Origin of the sequence: Aeromonas rivipollensis, assembly GCF_010974825.1 — a bacterium.
Taxonomy (GTDB): domain Bacteria; phylum Pseudomonadota; class Gammaproteobacteria; order Enterobacterales; family Aeromonadaceae; genus Aeromonas; species Aeromonas rivipollensis.
Window position 1 is genome coordinate 20,861 of record NZ_JAAILA010000008.1, and the last position, 21,013, is coordinate 41,873.

Annotated in this window: 22 protein-coding genes; 16 read left to right on the forward strand and 6 right to left on the reverse strand. The window is 63.9% G+C overall.

Annotated elements, in window-relative coordinates; all coding sequences use genetic code 11:
* The first annotated feature begins 4 nt into the window (after positions 1-4).
* From G4923_RS05345 to mltB, 5 genes are all read left to right on the forward strand, one after another.
* On the forward strand, positions 5-1,177 hold the full coding sequence (locus G4923_RS05345) for an ABC transporter substrate-binding protein (RefSeq protein WP_163135922.1): 1,173 nt from the start codon (positions 5-7) through the stop codon (positions 1,175-1,177).
* A gap of 3 nt (positions 1,178-1,180) precedes the next feature.
* On the forward strand, positions 1,181-2,836 hold the full coding sequence (locus tag G4923_RS05350; protein ID WP_163135924.1) for an ABC transporter permease: 1,656 nt from the start codon (positions 1,181-1,183) through the stop codon (positions 2,834-2,836).
* 2 nt (positions 2,837-2,838) lie between these two features.
* Complete coding sequence (locus tag G4923_RS05355; RefSeq protein ID WP_163135926.1) at positions 2,839-3,501, forward strand: ATP-binding cassette domain-containing protein; 663 nt, start codon at positions 2,839-2,841, stop codon at positions 3,499-3,501.
* The gene (locus G4923_RS05360; RefSeq protein ID WP_139745992.1) at positions 3,494-4,096 is read left to right on the forward strand and encodes a CDP-alcohol phosphatidyltransferase family protein; all 603 of its coding nucleotides are present in this window, start codon (positions 3,494-3,496) and stop codon (positions 4,094-4,096) included. Before G4923_RS05355 ends, G4923_RS05360 begins: the two co-directional genes overlap by 8 nt.
* A 128-nt stretch (positions 4,097-4,224) precedes the next feature.
* Positions 4,225-5,322: a lytic murein transglycosylase B gene (gene mltB, locus G4923_RS05365; protein WP_139745993.1), complete on the forward strand. Its 1,098-nt coding sequence runs from the start codon at positions 4,225-4,227 to the stop codon at positions 5,320-5,322.
* 44 nt (positions 5,323-5,366) lie between these two features.
* Here mltB and G4923_RS05370 read toward each other — a convergent pair whose 3' ends face one another.
* Entirely contained in the window at positions 5,367-5,849 is a 483-nt protein-coding gene (locus G4923_RS05370; RefSeq protein WP_139745994.1) for a MarR family winged helix-turn-helix transcriptional regulator, read from the reverse strand.
* A 94-nt stretch (positions 5,850-5,943) separates the two neighbouring features.
* Here G4923_RS05370 and G4923_RS05375 point away from each other — a divergent pair, with 94 nt between their 5' ends.
* Positions 5,944-6,825 (forward strand): DMT family transporter, encoded by an 882-nt coding sequence (locus G4923_RS05375; RefSeq protein ID WP_163135928.1) that lies wholly within the window; start codon positions 5,944-5,946, stop codon positions 6,823-6,825.
* Positions 6,826-6,909: 84 nt separating this feature from the next.
* Here G4923_RS05375 and pgm read toward each other — a convergent pair whose 3' ends face one another.
* Together pgm and seqA are read right to left on the reverse strand one after the other, a co-directional pair.
* Entirely contained in the window at positions 6,910-8,574 is a 1,665-nt protein-coding gene (pgm, locus tag G4923_RS05380; RefSeq protein ID WP_163135930.1) for a phosphoglucomutase (alpha-D-glucose-1,6-bisphosphate-dependent), read from the reverse strand.
* 54 nt (positions 8,575-8,628) lie between these two features.
* On the reverse strand, positions 8,629-9,135 hold the full coding sequence (seqA, locus tag G4923_RS05385; protein ID WP_163135932.1) for a replication initiation negative regulator SeqA: 507 nt from the start codon (positions 9,133-9,135) through the stop codon (positions 8,629-8,631).
* Between the two features lie 288 nt (positions 9,136-9,423).
* Here seqA and G4923_RS05390 point away from each other — a divergent pair, with 288 nt between their 5' ends.
* The 4 genes from G4923_RS05390 to fldA are packed head-to-tail and all read left to right on the forward strand — an operon-like array spanning position 9,424 to position 11,345.
* Positions 9,424-10,188 carry an alpha/beta fold hydrolase gene (locus tag G4923_RS05390; RefSeq protein ID WP_163136119.1) on the forward strand — a complete coding sequence of 255 codons (765 nt, stop codon included), beginning with the start codon at positions 9,424-9,426 and terminating at the stop codon, positions 10,186-10,188.
* Positions 10,189-10,243: 55 nt separating this feature from the next.
* The gene (locus G4923_RS05395) at positions 10,244-10,465 is read left to right on the forward strand and encodes a DUF2788 domain-containing protein (RefSeq protein WP_106887376.1); all 222 of its coding nucleotides are present in this window, start codon (positions 10,244-10,246) and stop codon (positions 10,463-10,465) included.
* Between the two features lie 20 nt (positions 10,466-10,485).
* A complete protein-coding gene (gene ybfE / locus G4923_RS05400; protein ID WP_005325670.1) occupies positions 10,486-10,782 on the forward strand; it encodes a LexA regulated protein in 297 nt (98 codons plus the stop codon).
* A 38-nt stretch (positions 10,783-10,820) separates the two neighbouring features.
* Positions 10,821-11,345: a flavodoxin FldA gene (fldA, locus tag G4923_RS05405; RefSeq protein WP_005325673.1), complete on the forward strand. Its 525-nt coding sequence runs from the start codon at positions 10,821-10,823 to the stop codon at positions 11,343-11,345.
* A gap of 46 nt (positions 11,346-11,391) precedes the next feature.
* Here the strand turns inward: fldA and G4923_RS05410 are convergent, their stop codons facing one another.
* Positions 11,392-11,892: a DUF4442 domain-containing protein gene (locus tag G4923_RS05410; RefSeq protein WP_163135934.1), complete on the reverse strand. Its 501-nt coding sequence runs from the start codon at positions 11,890-11,892 to the stop codon at positions 11,392-11,394.
* Between the two features lie 244 nt (positions 11,893-12,136).
* Between G4923_RS05410 and fur the strand changes: the two genes are divergently transcribed.
* Entirely contained in the window at positions 12,137-12,565 is a 429-nt protein-coding gene (gene fur, locus G4923_RS05415; protein WP_111911275.1) for a ferric iron uptake transcriptional regulator, read from the forward strand.
* Between the two features lie 117 nt (positions 12,566-12,682).
* On the opposite strand, the gene glnS is transcribed toward fur, so the two are convergent.
* Positions 12,683-14,344, reverse strand: a complete 1,662-nt coding sequence (gene glnS / locus G4923_RS05420) for a glutamine--tRNA ligase (protein ID WP_163135936.1) — start codon at positions 14,342-14,344, stop codon at positions 12,683-12,685.
* 120 nt (positions 14,345-14,464) lie between these two features.
* On the reverse strand, positions 14,465-14,746 hold the full coding sequence (locus tag G4923_RS05425; RefSeq protein ID WP_162627273.1) for a hypothetical protein: 282 nt from the start codon (positions 14,744-14,746) through the stop codon (positions 14,465-14,467).
* Between the two features lie 121 nt (positions 14,747-14,867).
* Between G4923_RS05425 and G4923_RS05430 the strand changes: the two genes are divergently transcribed.
* The 5 genes from G4923_RS05430 to G4923_RS05450 are packed head-to-tail and all read left to right on the forward strand — an operon-like array spanning position 14,868 to position 20,978.
* On the forward strand, positions 14,868-17,699 hold the full coding sequence (locus G4923_RS05430) for a xanthine dehydrogenase family protein molybdopterin-binding subunit (RefSeq protein ID WP_163135938.1): 2,832 nt from the start codon (positions 14,868-14,870) through the stop codon (positions 17,697-17,699).
* Complete coding sequence (locus G4923_RS05435) at positions 17,696-18,226, forward strand: (2Fe-2S)-binding protein (RefSeq protein WP_163135940.1); 531 nt, start codon at positions 17,696-17,698, stop codon at positions 18,224-18,226. The genes G4923_RS05430 and G4923_RS05435 overlap by 4 nt, the downstream gene beginning before the upstream one ends.
* Positions 18,223-19,440 carry a c-type cytochrome gene (locus G4923_RS05440; protein WP_163135942.1) on the forward strand — a complete coding sequence of 406 codons (1,218 nt, stop codon included), beginning with the start codon at positions 18,223-18,225 and terminating at the stop codon, positions 19,438-19,440. Before G4923_RS05435 ends, G4923_RS05440 begins: the two co-directional genes overlap by 4 nt.
* Complete coding sequence (locus G4923_RS05445) at positions 19,433-20,422, forward strand: XdhC family protein (RefSeq protein ID WP_163135943.1); 990 nt, start codon at positions 19,433-19,435, stop codon at positions 20,420-20,422. The genes G4923_RS05440 and G4923_RS05445 overlap by 8 nt, the downstream gene beginning before the upstream one ends.
* The gene (locus G4923_RS05450) at positions 20,412-20,978 is read left to right on the forward strand and encodes a nucleotidyltransferase family protein (RefSeq protein WP_111911265.1); all 567 of its coding nucleotides are present in this window, start codon (positions 20,412-20,414) and stop codon (positions 20,976-20,978) included. The genes G4923_RS05445 and G4923_RS05450 overlap by 11 nt, the downstream gene beginning before the upstream one ends.
* Positions 20,979-21,013: the final 35 nt, after the last annotated feature.

The following is a 21,013-nucleotide window of genomic DNA, read 5'->3' on the forward strand; positions in this document are numbered from 1 at the left end:
CATCATGTTCAAGACCCGGCTAAGCGCCCTGCTCCACCCCCTGCTCGTCGCAGCCCTCCCCCTGCTGCTGGCGACCCAGCTCCACGCAAGCCAGGAGGCCTGGCAGCAAACCCTCGCCGAGGCGAAGGGCCAGCGCGTCTATTTCAATGCCTGGGGCGGCAGCCCGGAGATCAACGCCTACCTGGGGTGGGCCGAGCAGGAGCTGGCGCGCGACTATCAGGTCACCCTGGTGCAGGTGAAGGTGGATGACATAGCCCAGAGCGTCAGCCAGCTGCTGGCCAGCAAGCAGGCGGGCAAGACGTCGGGCGGCCCCATAGACCTGCTCTGGGTCAACGGGGAGAACTTCAAGGCGCTCAAGGAACAGGGGCTGCTGGGGGCCCCCTTCACCCAGGAGCTGCCGAACATGGCTCTGGTGGACACCAAGCTGCCGGTGCACGAGGACTTCACCCTGCCGGTCGCCGGGCTCGAGGCCCCCTGGGGCATAGGGCAGCTCAATCTGATGGTCAACACGGAGGAAGTCACCACAGCGCCCACCTCGGCGGCCGAGCTGCTCGCCTGGGCCAAGGCTCATCCCGGGCGCTTCACCTATCCCAAGCCGCCCCAGTTCCATGGTTCCAGCTTTCTCAAGCAGATCTTGCTGGAACTGACCGATGATCCCGCGCCACTGTATCGGGAGGCGAACGACGCCGACTTTACCCGCCTCACGGCCCCGCTCTGGGTCTGGCTCGATGCGCTTCACCCCGCGCTCTGGCGCAAGGGCAAGCTGTTCCCCACCAGCGCCGCCGAGACCAGGCAGTTGCTCGATGACGGCGAGCTGGCCATGGCCATCAGCTTCAACCCGGGCGAGGCCCAGAGTTCGGTGCAAAATGGCGCCCTGCCCCCTGCGGTGAGGGCCGTTGCCATGAGCAAGGGGGCCCTGACCAACAGCCACTTCCTCGCCATCCCCTTCAACGCCAGCGCCCGGGCCGGTGCCAAGGTGGTGGCCAACTTCCTGCTGAGCCCCACCGCCCAGGCCCGCAAGGCGGATCCCGCCTTCTGGGGCGACCCCAGCGTGTTGCGCCAGGATGCCCTGCCCGGGAACAGTCAGCCGGCCCTGCGCTTCAAGGCGGTGGCCGAACCCCACCCCAGCTGGCAGACCCGGCTGGAAGCGGCCTGGGCCGAACGCTACGGCCACTAAACCATGAGCATCCGGCCCTGGCGCTGCCTCTTTCTCCTGCTGTGTGCCCTGTCGCTGGCCGCCCCTGTTGCCGGCGGCCTGCTGCTCCTGCTGCTCGAGGGGCTGACCAGGGGCCATGTCAGCCTGCTGCTCCCCCAGCCCGGGCTCTGGCACTCGGCGGGCTTGAGCCTCTGGGTAGCGGGCGCCTCCACCCTGGGGGCCCTGATCTTCACCGCCCTGCTGCTCGCCCAGGGGGAGGGGCGGCCCTGGATGCGCTGGCTTCGCCGCCTGCTCTCCCCCCTGCTGGCCCTGCCCCACGTCGCCTTCGCCATTGGCGTGGCCTTCCTGCTCGCCCCCTCCGGCTGGCTGCTGCGCCTGATCTCCCCAGCCCTCACCGGCTTTGACTTGCCGCCCGACTGGCAGACCCTGAAAGATCCCTGGGGGCTCGGCCTCATCCTGGCGCTCATCTTGAAAGAGACCCCCTTTCTGCTGCTGATGGCGCTCTCGGCTCTCGACCCCGCCCGGGTCAGCCGCCAGCAGTGGCTGGGACAAACCATGGGCTTCAGCGGGCCGCAGATCTGGTGGCGCCTGCTGCTGCCCGCGCTCTGGCCCGCCCTGCGCCTGCCCCTCTATGCGGTGGCGGCCTATGGCCTGGGAGTGGTGGATCTCGCCCTGCTGCTGGGGCCCGATGCCCCTGCCCCTCTGGCGGTGCGGCTCTGGCTCTGGTATCAGGACCCGGGCCTCCAGTGGCGCGGGGCCAGCGCCAGCGGCGCCCTGTTGCTGCTGGCGCTCAACCTCTTGCTGCTCGCCGCCTTGCGGCTGCTGGAGTGGGGCCAGGGGGCGCTTGGCAAGGCCCGCTGGCTGGATGGGCGACGCGCCCCCGCCGCGCCCTGGCCTGCGCTAGTCGCCCGCACCGCCGTGTGGGGGCTGATCCTCACCAATCTGCTGGTGCTGGCCTCCCTGCTGCTCTGGTCCCTGGCCCGGCGCTGGTCCTTCCCCGCACTCTGGCCCAGCGAATGGAGCGGCCGTCACTGGCTGGAGCTGCTACCCACCCTGGGGCCCTTGCTGTGGCAGAGCCTGTGGCTGGCCCTGCTCTGCGCCGCCCTCTCGCTGCTACTGGCGGTGCTCGCCCTGGAGGCACAGCAGGGCCGCCGCACCCCTGACCGCCAGTGGCCGCTCTGGCTCATCTGCCTGCCACTGCTGTTGCCCCAGGCCAGTCTGCTGTTCGGGCTGCGCCTGCAGATCGACTGGCTCGACGCCGTCGACGGCATAGGACCTGGCTGGGTGCTCTGGAGCCAGCTGCTGTTCGTCTTCCCTTATGTCTATCTCTGCCTGCACGGCCCCTATCGCCAGTTCGACGATCGCCTCACCCGGGCGGCACTCTCCCTCGGGGCCAGCCCCTGGCGCGCCTGGTGGCGGGTGAAGGGGCCGCTGCTGGCGCGGCCGCTGCTGTTCGCCTTCGGGGTCGGGGCGGCGGTGAGCCTGGCCCAATACCTGCCCACCCTGCTGTTCGGTGCGGGCCGCGTGGTCACCATCACCACAGAGGCGGTGGCCATAGGCAGCGGCCTCAACCGGCGACTGGCTGGCCTCTATGGCCTGCTGCAACTGCTGTTGCCACTCTTCATCTACGGCCTGGTGCTCTGGCTGCCCCGCCGTATCAATCCTGCACTGAGGCCTTGATCATGCTGCATACCACCGCGCTCACCCTCTACCTGGATGAGCAGCCCCTGCTGACGCTGCCCCCCCTGACGGTGGCCCCCGGCGAGGTGCTGACCCTGATGGGCCCGAGCGGCTGCGGCAAGAGCTCCCTGCTGGCGGCCCTGGCGGGGGTGCTGCCCCCGGGGGGGCCTATCCGGCTGGCGGGGGAGATACGGCTCGGCGAGCGGCTGCTCACCCCCTTGGCGCCCCAGGCACGGCGCATCGGCATGCTGTTTCAGGACGACCTGCTGTTTGCCCATCTGACGGTGGCTGAGAACCTGATGTTCGGCATGCCGGCTCATCTCAGGGGGATACCGGCGAGGCGGGCCAGCGCCCTGGAGGCGCTGGCAGAGGTGGGACTGGAAGGACAGGCGGACAAGCTGCCGGGCCAGCTCTCCGGCGGTCAGAAGGCGCGCGTCAGCCTGCTGCGGGCCCTGCTGGCAGAGCCAGAGGCCCTGCTGCTGGACGAGCCCTTCTCCCGGCTGGACAAGCCGCTGCGCGCGGCCTTCAGAACCCTGGTGTTCGAGCGGCTCAAGGCGCTGGGGATGCCCGCCCTGCTGGTCACCCACGACGAGGAGGATGCCCCGGGGGCTATCCTCACCCTGACCACGCCCTGCTTGATCAAAGAGGACACAGACCTTGTTTGACCGCCATCTGATCCCCCTCATTCGCCGCCCCCTCCAGCTGCTGGCTGTCCCCCTGTGCCGGGCCGGGATCAGCGCCAACCAGATAAGCCTCACCGGCTTTGCCATCGGCATGCTGGCCTTGCCGCTGCTGGCGCTGGGATGGCACGGCTGGGCGCTGCTCGCCATCCTGATCAACCGGCTGCTGGACGGCCTGGACGGGGCAGTGGCGCGCCAGAGCGGGATCACCGACTGCGGCGGCTTCCTCGATATCAGCCTCGACTTCATCTTCTATGCCGCCGTGGTGCTGGGCTTTGCCTTGAGCGACCCCGCCAACGCCCTGCCCGCCGCCACCCTGCTGTTCGCCTTCATGGGCACGGGCTCGAGCTTCCTCGCCTTTGCCATCATGGCGGGCAAGCGCGGCATCGAGAATCCGGTCTACCACCACAAGTCACTCTACTACCTGGGCGGCCTGACCGAGGGGAGCGAGACCATAGCCCTGTTCGTGCTGATGTGCCTCTGGCCCGCCGCCTTCGCCCCGCTGGCCTACGGCTTCGCCCTGCTCTGCGCCATCACCACCCTGACCCGGCTCTGGAGCGGCTACCACACCCTGCGTTGAGAGGGGGCGGGCCTGTCGGCGAATTCAGCGGCCGATGAATATGGGCCCCCGGCCCTGCACTGAGCACTTGCGCATGGACGCCAATGTTTTACCATGACGACACTCTTTTTCAGGCTCACGAGAACCGTATGCGTCGCCTTCTCCTCACCCTCTCCCTGTTCCCCCTGCTCTATGGCTGCAGCAGCACACCGGCCCCCAAGCCCGTGGTCAAGCCGCAGCCCCAGAGCGCCTTCATCAATCAGACGCCGCCGAGCAAACCCTTCTACCAGCAGGGGAGCGGCCAGGGAGTCAGCAAGGGAGACTTCGCCAACCGCACCAACGTGGACAACTTCGTGCAGCGCATGGTCGACAAGCACGGCTTCAACGGCGCCGAGCTGCACCGGGTGCTGGCCCAGGCGGAGCGCTACGACTGGATCATCCGGCTGATGGACGCCCAGGCGCCCACCACCACGCCGCCCACAGGGCCGACCGGCGCCTGGAATCGCTACCGCGCCAAGTTCATCACCCCGGACAATGTGCAAAACGGCGTCAGCTTCTGGCGTGAGTACGAGAGCGAGCTCAATCGGGCGCAGCAGATCTACGGGGTGCCCCCCGAGATCATCGTCGGCATCATAGGGGTGGAGACCCGCTGGGGCCGGGTGATGGGCAAGACCCGCATCCTGGATGCCCTGGCGACCCTGGCCTTCGACTACCCGCGCCGGGCGACCTTCTTCACCGGCGAGCTGGAGGCCTTCCTGGTGATGACCCGGGATGAGGGCATGGATCCCACCGAACCCAAGGGCTCCTACGCCGGCGCCATGGGCTATGGCCAGTTCATGCCGTCGAGCTTCCGCAGCTATGCGGTGGACTTCAACGGCAATGGCCACACCAATCTGTGGGATCCGGTGGATGCCATCGGCAGCGTGGCCAACTACTTCAAGGCCCATGGCTGGGAGAAGGGTCAACCGGTGGCGGTGCGCGGTCAGGGCCAGCTGCCCGGCTATGAGCACGGCTTCCAGACCCGCTACCCGGTCGCCACCCTGCGCGGGGCCGGGCTTGCCCCCACAGGTTCGCTCGGCAACCACAAGGAGGCGAGCCTGCTGCGCCTGGATGTGGGCACCGGCTATCAATACTGGTACGGCCTGCCGAACTTCTACGCCATCACCCGCTACAACCACAGCACCCACTACGCCATGGCGGTGTGGCAGCTGGGTCTGGCGGTCAAGGACGCCAGAGGCGGTTATTGAAACCGCGCCTTGCCAATGCAAAACGGGCCCCAGGGCCCGTTTTGCTATTCGTTTTCCAGCAGCCAGCGCTTGAGCAGAGCGGCCAGCTGCCCCTGCTCCTCGTCCGTCAGCGGGGCCAGCAGACGCCGCTCGTTCGCCACGTGGCGCTCCACCGCATGGTCGACCAGCTCACGCCCCGGCTCCGTCAGGCAGACCAAGAGGCTGCGCCGATCGCTCGGGGCGGCCTGGCGTTCGATCAAGCCCCGTTCTTCCAGTTTGTCGAGTCGGGCGGTCATGGCCCCCGAGCTCAGCATGGCGGACTGGTAGAGGGCAGTCGGAGTCAGCGGCTCACCGGCCCGGCGCAGGGTCGCCAGTATGTCGAAGTCCGAGCCCAGCAGGCCGCATGCCTTGAGCTCTTCACTCACCTCGCGCCCGGCGATGGCCGCCATGCGCGCCACCCGCCCCAGCACCCCCATGGGGGAGCAGTCGAGATCCGGTCGCTGCCGCGCCCACTGGGCCAGCAACAGGTCTACATGATCACTATCCATTCCGGCTCCATTATCTTTTCGAAAAGATACTTGATAATAAACTAACTCGCGGCTAATTTATCTTTACTTCAAGATACTTTATTGCGAGACAACCATGCCACTGCTGATTGCCCTGCTCGCCCCCCTGCTCTGGGGCAGTACCTATGCCGTCGTCAGCCTCTACCTGACCGACTACTCCCCCTACTGGGTGGCCGTGTGGCGGGCGCTGCCGGCCGGTATACTGCTGTTGCTGCTCCATCCCCGCCGACCACCGCTCACCTGGAGCCGGCAGTTCCTGCTGGCGTTTTGCAACATTACCGCCTTCTTCGCCCTGCTGTTCGTGGCGGCTTATCGCCTGCCGGGGGCGGTGGCGGGCACCCTGGGTGCCACCCTGCCCCTCATCCTGATGGGGCTGGCCTGGTGGCAGGATGGCAAGCGACCCAGCCTGAAGTGGCTGCTGCTGGGTCTGATGGGGCTCGCGGGTGTGCTCCTGCTGCTCAACCCCTCCGCCAACCTGGATCCCGTCGGCGTGGCGTGTGCCCTGCTGGCCACCCTGCTCATCGGCCAGTCCAGCCGCTGGATGCAGCGCTGGCCGGTGAGCGATCTGCTGGCGCTGACCGCCTGGCAACTGCTGCTCGGGGGCCTGATGCTGATCCCGCTCGCCTGGTGGCTGGCGGGCCCCATGCCACTGCCGCAACCGGCGAGTGCCCCCGGCCTGCTCTGGCTTGTCCTGCTCAACACGGCGCTGGCCTACTGGGCCTGGCTCTGGGGGCTCAAGCGCCACGGCCCCGAGGTGATGGGCATGCTGGCCCTCACCAACCCCATGGTGGCTGTCTCCTTCGGTGTGCTGCTGGTGGGAGAAACGCTGGATGGTCGCCAGTGGCTCGGCATAGCGGTGATCCTGCTCTCTCTGTTCCTGATGAAGCTGCCGACCCGGCCTCTCTTCAAGGGCGGGCAGGCTGCCAAGGCTTGCCCCGACCAGCCGGGAAATGGCTGATCGGGCACCAGAACCTCACCAGACACCCAGCAAAAAGGAGCCAAGTAGGCTCCTTTTTATGCGCTTCAAAAACTTACCTCAAGCTCAGACGCCAGCCTTGGCCAGGGCCGCGGAGACTATCTGCTGAGCCTCCTGCTGAATGAGGTCCAGGTGCGCCTCGCCCTTGAAGCTCTCCATGTAGATCTTGTAGATGGACTCGGTGCCCGAGGGGCGCGCCGCGAACCAGCCGTTCTCGGTCACCACTTTCAGGCCACCGATGGCGGCATCGTTGCCGGGCGCCTTGGTCAACTTGGCGATGATGGGTTCACCGGCCAGGGTCGAGGCTTCCACCAGCGCCGGATCCAGCTTGGAGAGCACCGCCTTCTGGGCGCTGCTCGCCGGGGCGTCGATGCGGCGGTAGCTGGAGCGACCGAACTTGGCTTCCAGGGCGTCGTAGTGGGCCTGAGGATCCTTGCCGGTCACGGCCAGGATCTCGGCGGCCAGCAGCGCCAGGATGAAGCCATCCTTGTCGGTGGTCCAGACGGTGCCGTCCTTGCGCAGGAAGGAGGCGCCTGCGCTCTCCTCGCCGCCAAAGCCGAACTCGCCGCTGTAGAGGCCATCCACGAACCACTTGAAGCCGACCGGCACCTCTTTCAGGGTGCGGCCGATCTCGCCGGCAACCCGGTCGATCATGGAAGAGGAGACCAGCGTCTTGCCGACCGCCGCCGTTTTGGGCCAGCCGGTTCTGTGGGTGAACAGATACTGGATGGCCACCGCCAGGTAGTGGTTCGGGTTCATCAGACCCGCCTTGGTGACTATGCCGTGACGGTCGTAGTCGGGGTCGTTGCCAAGGGCGATGTCGAACTTGTCTTTCAGGGCAATCAGGCCCGCCATGGCGAAGGGGCTGGAGCAGTCCATCCGGATCTTGCCGTCTTTATCCAGGGTCATGAAGGAGAAGGTCGGATCGACGCGATAGTTGACCACTTCGATGTCGAGATCGTAGCGCTTGGCGATCACGTCCCAATAGGCCACGCCGGAGCCGCCGAGGGGATCCACCCCTATCTTGATGCCAGCCCGCTTGATGGCGGCCAGATCCAGCACGTTCTCGAGATCATCCACATAGGGGGTGACATAGTCGTGTTCGACCACGAACTCACTGGCCAGGGCCTCGGCGAACGGCATCCGCTTCACGCCGGCCAGGCCGGCTTCCAGAATGGCGTTGGCTCTGTCTTCCACCCACTTGGTGATCTCCCCTTCGGCAGGACCGCCGTGGGGCGGGTTGTACTTGAAGCCACCGTCTTCCGGCGGATTGTGGGACGGGGTGATCACCACGCCGTCCGCCAGGGCCGCCGGCTTGCCTGCCCCTTCTTTACCAGAATTGTGGCGCAGGATGGCGTGGGAGATGACAGGGGTCGGCGTGAAGCCGAGGCCTGCCTGGATGCGGGTTTCGACGCCGTTGGCCGCCAGCACTTCCACCGCGCTGGAGAAGGCGGATTCAGAGAGGGCGTGAGTGTCCATGCCCACGAACAGCGGGCCCGTGATGCCGGCCTGCTGGCGATACTCCACCAGCGCCTGGGTCACCGCCAGAATATGGGATTCGGTGAAGGCGCTGTGCAGGGCGCTGCCCCGATGGCCGGAGGTGCCGAAGGCGACCCGCTGCTCGGGGCGGCTCATGTCCGGCTTGTTGAGGTAGTAGGCGCTGACCAGACGGGGAATGTTGGTCAAGTCGCTTAAACGGGCCGGCTGACCGGCGTGGGGATGCTGTGCCATGGCGTTTTCCTTGAGCAGAAGCCTTGCCCGGCAAGGCCTTGAGTCGTTGATGCGTTAAACGGTGCCGCACACCCGAGCGGTCAAATCCTCGTCATAACCCATGCTGGCCATCAGCTGGGCCACCATGTTCTGCTTGCGGCTGGTGTTGGTGTTGGTGATGACCCAGAACGGGGTATCCGGCACCTGCTTGGGCTTGGTGGTGCTGCCACTGGCACGCAGCGCCTCGGGATCCTGGGAGAAATAGACGCGCTTGCGCCCCTTTATTTCGGTCGCCTGAGTGAAGCTCTCCGGGTTGTCCCGGTACAGGGTGCTGAGCACCAGCATGAAGCGGTTGATGGACTTCTCTTCTTTTTGCAGCTCGCCGGAATCGAGCAGGGCCTCCAGTCCCATGGCATCGGCCAGGGGCTGAGGTTGGGCCACAGGCGCGGCCGGCACTGTCGCCCCCGCCTTGACGGGTTGTTCCAGCAGACGGCGCAGGATATCGGAAGCACTCTCGCCGATGTGCCGGGTCTGGCTGGCGATAAAGAAGTAGAGATCGTCATCAAGCTCGATGGTTTTCATAGGGATGCGCTGGACTCGTCGAAATTCGGATGCGGCGATTATACATAGGCAGACCCGGCAGCCCAAGGGAGGGGCTGGCAGATGTGCATGAATCTCGGTGAGAATACGGCATAATGGCGGGCCAAGTGTGTGATCCCCCGCACTGATAGCCGATCCCGGGCCATTTTTTTGGAAAAAAACCACAAAAAAATGCCCTGCGAGGAATGAAATCCTTTTCTTTCAGTGTGTTAAAAATCTGGCGAAACAGCCCACGACCGACAAGGTGTCATTTTGCAACAAAACTCATTATTGAATTTCAAGGATCAGGGACAAGGCCCTGCCGTTGTGCTGATCCACGGCCTGTTCGGCAGCCTGGACAACCTCGGCCTGCTGGCCCGCCCCTTGAGCGAACACTGCAGGGTCATCAGCGTCGATCTGCGCAACCACGGTGCCTCCTTTCACTCGGATGAGATGAGCTACCCGCAGCAGGGAGCGGATGTGATCGCCCTGCTGGATCACCTGGCGCTGGACAAGGTATCCCTGGTCGGTCACTCCATGGGGGGCAAGGTCGCCATGCAGGTCGCCAAGCTGGCCCCTTCCCAGGTCGACCGGCTGGTGGTGGCCGACATAGCCCCGGTGGCCTATCCCCATGCCCGCCACCAGAATGTGTTTGCCGGGCTCAACGCAACGCTGGCCAATCCCCCCCAGAGCCGTGCCGAAGCCGAGGCCCTGCTGGCCCGGTACGTCGAGATCCCCGGGGTGCGCCAGTTCCTGCTCAAATCCTTCGCCAAAACCGAGGCGGGCTGGGCCTGGCGCTTCAATGTGCCGGCCCTTGAGCGCAACTACGCCAATATCATGGGCTGGCCCGACGACCAGACCCGCTTCGAGGGGCCGACCCTGTTCATCAAGGGGGGGGATTCCGACTATGTGCAGCCTCAATATACCGAGACGGTGATGGCACAATTCCCGGCCGCCAAGGCCCGTGTCATCGCCGGAACCGGCCACTGGCTGCACGCCGAAAAGCCGGTTTTGTTCAATAAGCTGGTTGTGGATTTCCTGTCGACAGGCGGTTAACAGTTTCAAATCCTTTGTGATATAGTGCGCCCGTCATAAGGAGTGTGCGCAATCCATGCTGTATGAACATATCGATCTGATCGAGAGTCTGGGCCTGAAGCTGTTCTTCGTGGCCATCTTCCTGCTGATTGGTCTGGCCATTCACGACGTGCTCAAACGCGGCAACGTGCCCCGTTTCGGCCGCTTTATCGTCTGGCTGGTTCTGTTTCTGGGTTGCGCGGGTTTTGTCGCCAAGGGGCTGATCGAAATGGGCTGGGAAGGCTCTGGGATCGGCTAACTACTTTTCATCTGTGATGTATGGCCAAACAGCAAACTGATCGAACAACACTGGATCTGTTCGCAACTGAGAAGCGCCCCGGCAGGCCAAAGACCAATCCACTCCCCCGTGAGACCCAACTCAAGATCAACAAGCGCAACCAGCTCAAGCGCGATCGGGAGAACGGCCTGAAGCGGGTAGAGTTAAAGGTGGAGGCCGAATTGCTGGAGCGCCTGAACCAACTTGCGCTACAACAGAACGTCAGCCGAGCCGAGCTGATCCAATCTATCCTGAAGCAACAGATTGAGTCTGCGCATGCAGCAGGCATCGCAATCTGAACCGTTAAGCATTAACCAGATACGGGTAACTAAACACTATGGCTAGTGTAGGTCTGTTTTTCGGCAGCGATACCGGTAATACCGAAGCTGTCGCCAAGATGATCCAGAAAGAACTGGGCAAACAACTGATTGAAGTCCGTGACATTGCCAAGAGCAGCAAGGCCGACATCGACAGCTTCGATCTGCTGATGTTCGGTATCCCGACTTGGTACTACGGCGAAGCCCAGGCCGATTGGGATGACTTCTTCCCCGAGCTCGAAGAGATCGACTTCAACAACAAGCTGGTCGCCATCTTCGGCTGCGGCGATCAGGAAGACTATTCTGAATATTTCCTCGACGCCATGGGCACCCTGCGTGACATAGTCGAAGCCAAAGGTGCCATCATCATCGGCCACTGGCCAACCGCGAGCTATGAGTTCGAGGCCTCCAAGGCACTGGTGGATGACAAGCACTTCGTCGGTCTGGGGATCGATGAGGATCGCCAGCCGGAGCTGACCGCCGAGCGCGTCAAGGGCTGGTGCAAACAGTTGCACGAAGAGATGTGTCTGAGCGAGCTGGAGTGATCTCCCTCCTCTGACAACAAGGGCCCCGCTGGGGCCCTTGTTGTTTCTACTCCTTACTGGCTGGCGCTGCCTGGCCCTGCGTTCTGTGTTCCGGCTTGGGTTTCACATACAGGGTGCGCCTGACCTGGGCCACCAGCTCGCCCCGCTTGTCCTGCACCTGCACCTCGAACTCGGGGAAATGCTTGTTGCCCCCCTCGGTCGCCGCCACTATGGATGCCAGCTTGGCGTCGGTCAGGTTGAACTCCGCCACCAGCATCCCCTTGCCAGGCTTGATGAAATTGATGCTGCCCGCCTTGTCCCAGACGTAATAGCGGTTCTTGAAATGGCCCATCAGCATCAGCGGATAGATGGGATCCGTCATGGCAAACATGCTGCCGCCGAACTGGGTCCGGTTGGCATTCTTGTTCCACCAGCGGGACTTGAGGGTGACCCGACAGAAGCGAAAATCCGGGCTCAATGTTTCTATCTTGATGCCTGCTCCCCAGAAGGGGGGCCAGGCGTTGAGGGCGTGGCGCACCCAGGCCGCGTTGCCAAAAAGCCAATCCATGGATCTCATCCGACCAGACTATAGAGAAGTGACATAGTATCAACATTCCCTCGCGGAGCAAGCCCGGTCCGGGTCGGCCAGATTAATCTTCCACAGGTGAGAAATGTGCTAAACCCCTTGAATTACTGGGTTTATTTTTGGCTTGGCTACGACCTATAATGTCAGGCCATACGAGTTCGTGGTTGCCATTCCTTCGGCAGTCAATCAGAATAACCACACCTTCGAGAATGCGAATAAATAGAATATGGCAGACAACAACCAAGCGTTAAAAAAGGCCGGGCTCAAGATCACCTTGCCCCGCGTCAAGATCCTGGAAATCCTGCAACAGCCGGACTGCCAGCACACCAGTGCGGAAGATCTGTACAAACGGCTGATCGACCAGGGTGAGGAGATTGGTCTTGCTACCGTCTATCGCGTTCTCAACCAGTTTGATGATGCCGGTATCGTCACCCGTCACCACTTCGAAGGGGGCAAGTCGGTGTTCGAGCTGGCGACCCAGGAACATCACGACCACCTGGTCTGCCTCGATTGTGGCAAGGTGATCGAGTTCTCCGACGAGGTGATCGAGCAGCGTCAGCGCGATATCGCCAAGCACCACAACATCCGCCTGACCAACCACAGCCTCTATCTGTATGGTCACTGCGCCAACGGTGACTGCAAGCACGACGAATAACGCCGTCGGCCGCGAGCAGCCATGAAAAAGCCAGCATCACGCTGGCTTTTTTTGTGTCCGCAATCCGGACCAGAGTGGCAGGGTCTCCCCTGCCCTCTTCTTGTCAGACCGCAGCGATCAGGCCTCGGCCTTGCCCCAGACGTCGCGCAGGGCAACTGTGCGGTTGAACACCAGCTGCTCCGGGCTGGAGAGCTTGTTGTCGGCGCAAAAATACCCTTCACGCTCGAACTGGTAGGCAAACTCCGGCTTGGCGTCCTTGAGGGAAGCCTCGACCCGGGCACCCTCGATGATCACCAGGGAATCCGGGTTGAGCGCCCCTTCGAAGTCGTCCTCGGCACCGGGGTTCGGCATCTTGAACAGACGATCGTAGAGACGGATCTCGGCAGGCAGAGACTGAGTGGCGCTGACCCAGTGGATCACCCCCTTCACCTTGCGGCCATCGGCAGGATCCTTGCCCAGGGTCTCGGGATCGTAGGAGCAGTAAATGCAGGTGACCTTGCCGTCCGCGTCCTTCTCGACCCGCTCTGCCTTGATGACGTAGGCATTGCGCAGGCGCACTTCCTTGCCCAGCACCAGACGCTTGAACTGCTTGTTGGCTTCCTCTTTGAAGTCCGCCTCGTCGATGAAGATCTCGCGGGTGAAGGGCAGTGTACGGCTGCCCATCTCCGGCTTGTTCGGGTGAGCCGGTGCGGTCAGCACCTCGTCGCCGGCCAGGTTCTCGATGACCACCTTCACCGGATGCAGCACCGCCATGGCACGGGGAGCGTTCTCGTTGAGATCGTCACGGATGCAGGCTTCCAGCATGCTCATCTCGACGATGTTGTCCTGCTTGGTCACGCCGATGCGCTGGCAGAACTCGCGGATGGAGGCCGGCGTGTAACCACGGCGACGCAGCCCGGAGACGGTCAGCATGCGCGGATCGTCCCAACCGCTGACGTGCCCCTCGGTCACCAGCAGGTTCAGCTTGCGCTTGGACATGACGGTGTATTCGAGGTTCAGACGGGAGAACTCGTACTGACGGGGGTGGCAGTCGATGCTGATGTTGTCCAGCACCCAGTCATACAGACGGCGGTTGTCCTGGAACTCCAGGGTGCACAGGGAGTGGGTGATCCCCTCCAGGGCGTCCGAGATGCAGTGGGTGAAGTCGTACATCGGATAGATGCACCACTTGTCACCTGTCTGGTGGTGGTGGGCAAACTTGATGCGATAGATGACGGGATCCCGCATCACCATGAAGGGGGATGCCATGTCGATCTTGGCGCGCAGGCAGGCGCTGCCTTCGGCCAGTTCGCCGCTCTTCATCTTGGCAAACAGCGCCAGGTTCTCTTCCACGCTGCGATCGCGGAACGGGCTGTTCTTGCCGGGTGCGGTCAGGGTGCCGCGGTATTCGCGCATCTGCTCGGGGGAGAGCTCGTCCACATAGGCCAGACCCTTCTCGATGAGCTCGATGGCATAGCCGTGCAGCTTGTCGAAATAGTCGGAGGAGTAGCAGATCTCGCCGCTCCACTGGAAGCCGAGCCACTGTACGTCCTGCTTGATGGACTCCACGAACTCGATGTCTTCCTTCGCCGGGTTGGTGTCATCGAAGCGCAGGTTGCACTGGCCCTGATAGTCACGGGCGATGCCGAAGTTCAGGCAGATGGACTTGGCGTGGCCAATATGGAGATAACCGTTCGGCTCCGGCGGAAAACGGGTATGCACGTGGTTGTGCTTACCGCTGGCCAGATCTTCATCGATGATCTGACGGATAAAGTTGGTTGGGCTGCTCGCCTCGCTCATGAATTCACCTCGAATGTCTCAGCTCATGGGGCAACCGCGCGCCCCCGCTTAGAAACCGACAATGATCCACTATTCATCCATGAGGCTCAACAGGAATTTGCCGCCGCGCCCTGGCTGACGTTACGCCAGACGCCATTTGCATCGACGGGGGGTCGCTTCCCGGCCACAGGCTTCCTTTATGTCGCCGCCATCGGCTCTCGGGCAAGCGACTTTCCCACTGAGAAGCGTGGGACGCACCTGGGCATAAAGGTGTCCTGTGAGCACAAACACATAGCTGCTTGATATTGCGGCGAGATCACACTTCAATGTTTTGAAACAATCTTGTAACATTTGGCGAATCACCTCGCCAAGCTGAACAGAGTTGGAACCAACAGAAACCAGGCATTTTCCAAACTGCATCATCCTAGTATCCTATTTACAACTTTGTCATTTTTGCTGCGACATCAGGGAAGATGGTCGACAACACCTGTCCCCTCCCTTTCCCCCGAGCCACTCGCCTCATCCTCACACAGGTAGCTGAGCCATGTCCTACTCCGTATCAAGACGTGATTTCATCAAGCAGTGCGTCATAGCCGGCATCGCCGTCTACAGCGCCCCCCTCCTCGCCAACCTCTCACTGTCCGGCATGGAAGACGAGGTCTTCGATCCCGCCTTGCTCGGCCAGTGGAAGCAGGGGGGCAAGATCAAGTTTCGCAGCGATGGCCTGGCCAAGGTCACCGGCCAGAAGATCTACAGCCGGGACTATCGTGCGCAGGATCTGGCTGGCTGGCCGTCCCAGCAGCAACATGCGCTGCTGATCCGGCTCGACAAGGCGGATCGCGTCTATCTGGGGCTGGATCTCTCCATGTTGCCCGCCAATGCCCAGCCCCGCCGGGTGATCACGGCCACCGACCTGGTACGCGACGGTGTCGAGCTACCCGCCTTCTACGGCATCAACATGATGGTCAGCGAAGGGGCCACCCCGGACTATCTGGGTCATGCGGCCGCCATGCTGATCTTCGCTGACTTCGCCACCTTCAACCGGGCCAAGCAGATCCTGCAGTTCAACAACAAGGTGGTGCGCTACGGTGATGTGACCCCCCTGGTCGCCACCACCCGGGATCCCTGGGCCTGCTGGCGCATCATCCGGATCGAGGGCAAGCTCGGCAGGGAAGATCAATACAGTACCTTGAAGAACGGCCTCTTCTTCCCGGCCATCGTCAGCCACCAGCCGGTATGGCCGACGGCCAGAGCCGATGGCAACGCCGGTGAGCAGGGGATGTATCAGGCCGAGCAGGTGCACAAGGAGCTGGAGGCCGAGGACGCCCTGGTGCTGGATCGCAGCTACCAGACCCAGTTCATCGAGCCCATGATGATGGAGCCGGAAAATTTTAACGGCTGGTTCGACGCCAAGGCGCGCACCATGCACCTGGTGGTGAGCACCCAGTCCCCTCACGACTTCTACTACGAAGCCGCCGAGATGCTGGCCAAGGGGCCGCTGGCCGGCAAGGTCGACAAGCTGGTGGTGCATTCCCCCTTCATCGGGGGTGGCTTCGGGGCCAAGGATCACACCATATTCCCCTTCTATGGCCTGCTCGCGACCCTTTATGGCGAGGGCCCGGTGCGTCTGGCCAACGATCGTTTCGAACAGTTCCAGGGTGGCCTCAAGCGTCATCCGTTCAACATGCACAACAAGCTGGTGATCGACAAGCAGAGCGGCCAGTTCCGCGCCCTGATCAGCGCCATGACAGTGGACGGCGGCGGCCGCCTGAACTTCACCGGCTCGGTGGCCAGCGTGGGGGCCAGCGCCATCCAGGGGGTCTACTACCTGCCCAAGAACGATATCACGGCGGTCGCCCTGCCCTCCGAGAACCCGGATTGCGGCTCCATGCGAGGATATGGATCCCTGCAAACCATGGCGGCCATGGAGATGATGGTCAACGAGGCCGCCGCACTGCTGAACATGGATCCGCTGGAGCTGCGGCGCCGCAACCTGATCAAGCCCGGCCAGCCCAATACCCAGGGGGCCATTCCCGAGGGCAACAACCGTTACCCCGAGATCCTGGCGATGGCCGGGCAGCACGAGATCTGGGCCCAGCGCCAGGCCAGGAAGCAGGCTTACGAGGCCCGGCATCCGGATCGCCTCCACGGCACTGGCTTTGGCATCACCACCAAGGACTATGGCACCGGCGCCGTGGCCCCCTCCGCCTGCGTCGAGCTAACAAGCAAGGGGGAGATACTCCTCAAGATCAGCGGCATGGAGATGGGCACCGGGATCCAGACCTCCCAGGCCGAGATCGTCAGCCGCTACCTGGGCCAACCGGCCGACACCATAGCGCTCGCCGAAATCGCCCTCTGGGATAGCTTCAAGCTGGTCTCGACCGACAACCCCTACACCATCTCGCAGGAACGCCAGGACGAGATGCAGAAGAACCCGCGCTGGACCCTGGCCATTCCGCAGGCCTCTTCGGCCTCCATCTCCTCCTACTTCCAGAGCCATGCCACCGTCACCGCGGCCCGCATCCTGTTCGAGCAGACGCTCTGGCCGGCGGCAACCGCCATCTGGCGCAAGCAGTACTTCGTCGGTCAGGCAGGCCTGGATCTGGGCCCCGCCAGCGAGGCGAGCTGGACCCCGGCGGGGCTGACGACCCGTGGCATGCCGCCGCTGCCGCTCGCCCTGCTGGCGGCCCACGCTCACGCCAACGGCCTGATTACCGGCGCCATGGTCCACAGCTTCAACCGCTGGGCCTGGGCCGAGTGCGACTTCACCATAGAGGGTCAGAGCCAGCGCCTGCCCATAGATGCGCTGGCGTTGCGCTACGGCGACGGCGCCAGCAGCGAGAAACGTGCACAGGCGGATGCCAACGGCTACCAGCTGCTCGATCGCACCCAGGCCCACTACCCCAGCACCAGCCTGAACAACGCCATGGTGACCTACTACGCCCCCTGCGCCACCCTGGTCGAGATAGCGCTGGAGAAGGGCTCCGGCAAGGTGCACATACTGTCTGCCCACAGCTGGCTGGACGCCGGCCGTGTCATAGTCCCCGAACTGGTGGAAGGGCAGATCCAGGGCGGCCTGGCCATGGGGGTCGGTCACGCCCTCTATGAATACCTGCCCGCCGGGCAGGACGGGCCGGGCAACGGCACCTGGAACCTGAACCGCTATCAGGTCCCCCTGGCGCACCAGCTGCCGGTCTGGAACCTGACCCACACCCTGCTCGATCCCCTCTCGCCGACCGATGCCACCAAGGGCATAGGCGAAGTGGTGATGATCCCCGTGGTCGCCGCCCTGGTCGAAGCCATCTATCAGGCGACCGGCACCCGTTTCTATCATCTTCCCGTCACTGCAACCGACATTCAGAAGGCCATCCAATGATCACCGTAAACATGACCATCAACGACCGTCTCATTGGCCCGATCGAAGTGGATGACAACACCATGATGATCGACTTCCTGCACGAGTATGTGAACCTGACCGGCACCAAGTTCGGCTGCGGCGTCGGCGTCTGCCATGCCTGCACCATAGTGGTCGACGGGGCGGATGGCAGCAGCGAGAGCGTGCGCACCTGCATCAACGGGGTGGGCCGCTTCAACGGCCAGCGCATCCGCACTGTGGAAGGCCATGCCCAGCGTAACAACCTGGGCAAGATCATCGCCCTGAGTCCGGTGCAGAAGACCTTCCTGGATCACTTCTCCTTCCAGTGCGGCTGGTGTACCTCGGGTTTTGTCAACGAGACCACTGTGCTGCTGGAGCGGCTGCGCAAAGAGCCGGTGGCCATGGCCGATCTTGAATCCACCATAGAGGGTGCGCTTAAAGATCACGTCTGCCGCTGCACCGGTTACAAGAAGTACTACGAGGGGGTCAAGGCCATGCTGATCTCGGAGGGGGTAGTACGCACATGATGCTCTCCAGACTCACATTCGCGCTCTTGCTGGGCGCAGGCGCCGTATCCGCGGCCGACACCCGGGATCCGCTGGTGGCACAGGGGGCATACCTCTCCAAGGTGGGTGATTGCGCCGCCTGCCACACCGCCGAGGGGGGCCAGAAATACGCCGGTGGGCTGGCGTTCAAGACACCCTTTGGCGTCATCTACTCTACCAACATCAGCTCCGACAAGGCCCAGGGGATAGGTAGCTACAGCTATGAGGATTTCTATGAGGTGATGCACAACGGCAACGCCCCCAAGGGACGCCTCTATCCCGCCATGCCCTACACCTCCTATCACATGGTCACGGATGAGGACATGAAGGCGCTCTACGCCTACTTCATGCAGACCAGGCCGGCCGCCACCCCGAACCGCGACAACGAGGTCGGCTTCCCCTTCAACGTGCGTACCGGCCTGGTGTTCTGGAACCTGGTGGCCCACGAGGACAGTCCCTTCCAACCGGATCCGGCCAAGAGCAGCAACTGGAACCGTGGCCGCTACCTGGTGGATGGGCTGGGACACTGCGGCGAGTGCCACACGCCGCGGGATACCTTCATGGCGATGGACGGCTCACGCTACCTGAAAGGGGCCATGATAGAGGGAGTGATGGCCCCGGAGATCACCGCCACCGAGCTCAGGCGCCAGGGCTGGACCCATGACTCCCTGACCCGGCTGCTGCGCAAGGGCTACTCGGTCAAGGGCGGCGTCTTCGCCGGCATGTATCCCGTGGTCGAGAAGAGCTTCGCCTACCTGACCGACGAGGACATGCATGCCGTCACCAGCTACCTGCTGGGCAGCGACACCCCGTTGCCGGAGCCTGCACCCAAGCAGGTCACTATGAACGCATCGCACCCGGGTTACGGGCTCTACCGGGACTACTGCGCCGGTTGTCACGGCCAGGAGGGCCAGGGCAAGCCGAACGTGACGCCATCCATGTACACCAATGCCACCCTGGATCAGGCGAGCGCGACCAACACCCTGGCGGTGCTGCTGCGCGGGATCCCGGCCCAGAGCTACAGCCAGACCGAGCGCTTCGCCCCCATGCCCAGCTACGCCAAAGAGCTCAACGACCAGCAACTGGCGGATCTGGTGAACTTCCTGCGCCAGACCTGGGCCCATCAGCCCTCCGCCCTGAGTGCCGACGACATCAAGACGCTCAAGAAGGAGATCGTCGAGGCGCACGATGAGTGACGCTCAGCAGGAGGTGCTGCGTCAGAGTCTCGTCTGGCTGGCCCAGGGGAAAGGCATCTGGCTGTGCAGCATAGTCGCGACCTACGGCTCGGCCCCCCGCCCCAAGGGTGCCCTGTTCGCCACCGATGGCATCCACCGCAGCGGCTCCATCTCCGGCGGCTGCATCGAGGATGCCTTCGTCGACATGCTGGCCAGGGGGGAGCATGATGCCCCCCTGAGCCTGCTGGACTATGGCTCCCACCTGGCCCCCGATGGCAGTGCGTTCGAGCTGCCGTGCGGCGGCCGCATCCGGCTGCTGGTGGAGCGCCTCGAAGGGGACGCGGCAAGCGCGGATCTCGATGAGTGGCTCACCAGACTGCAAGGGGGCCACCCCTTCGTGCGGGAGGTGCTGCTCGAGCAGGGGAAACGCACCTATCTGGCCGAAGAGACGATGGATCCCTGCGAGCAAGAGGCGCCAGGCCGAGTACGCCTGAGCTATGCCCAGCGCTGGCGCCTGCTGCTGCTCGGCATCAGCCAGGTGAGCGAGCAGGTAGCGCGGCTCGGTCAGGCCGCCGGTTTCGAGGTGCGGCTATGCGATACCCGTGAGCCGTACCGCCGCGACTGGCACTGGGGGCCGGAGCAAGGAGGAATAGCGGTGGAGTGGTGCGATCCCGAGCGCTTCGTCGAGCGCCATGCCACGGCCCGGAGCGCCGTGCTGGCACTGGCCCACGACCCCAGGATCGACGATGCCGGGCTGATGGCGGGGCTCGAATCCGACGCCTTCTACCTCGGCGCCATGGGCTCGGTGCGCACCAGCGCCCGTCGGCTGGAGCGGCTGCAGCGAATTGCCGAGGCGAGTCAGACCCAGCTTGCGCGGATCCACGCCCCCATAGGGCTGCCCATCGGCAGCAAGACCCCCATTGAGATCGCCATCGCCGTGCTGGCCGAGGTGATCGCCGTGCGCCAGGGCATCCGATTGCGAGACGCCACAGATGCAGCCTGAGCGCGTCGCCCTGCTGCTGGCGGCCGGCTTCTCCCGTCGCTACGGCAGTGACAAGCGCCTCGCGGGCTCCCCGCCCCTGATCCTGCGCACCCTGGCCACCCTGCTCCCCTGTCATGACAGCGTGCTGGTGGTGCTCAGGCAACGCGACGAGACACTGCGTCGCCTGCTGGCGAACTCCGGCGCCGAGCTGACCCAGGTGCCACGGGACGGCGGTCTGGGGGACAGCCTGGCCCACGGGGTGCGCACCCTGCTGGCAAGCGGCCGCCCCATCCACAGCCTGCTCATCACCCTGGCCGACATGCCCCACCTCTCCCCCGCCAGCCTGCGGGCGCTGCAAGCCGCCCAGACGGGCAGGGAGATAGTGCGTCCCCTCCATCAGGGGCAGCCGGGCCATCCCGTCAGCTTCCCCGCCGATCTGTTCCCCGAGCTGGCGAGCCTGGAGGGGGAACAGGGAGCGCAAGGCGTATTACTGCGCCATCAGGGGCGCCTGCGCACCCTGCCACTGGACGATCCCGGCTGCGTGCAAGACATCGACTGGCCAGAGGATCCGCTCTGAGCCGCCAGCCCGTCAGACCCGCCTCTCCCCGCTCC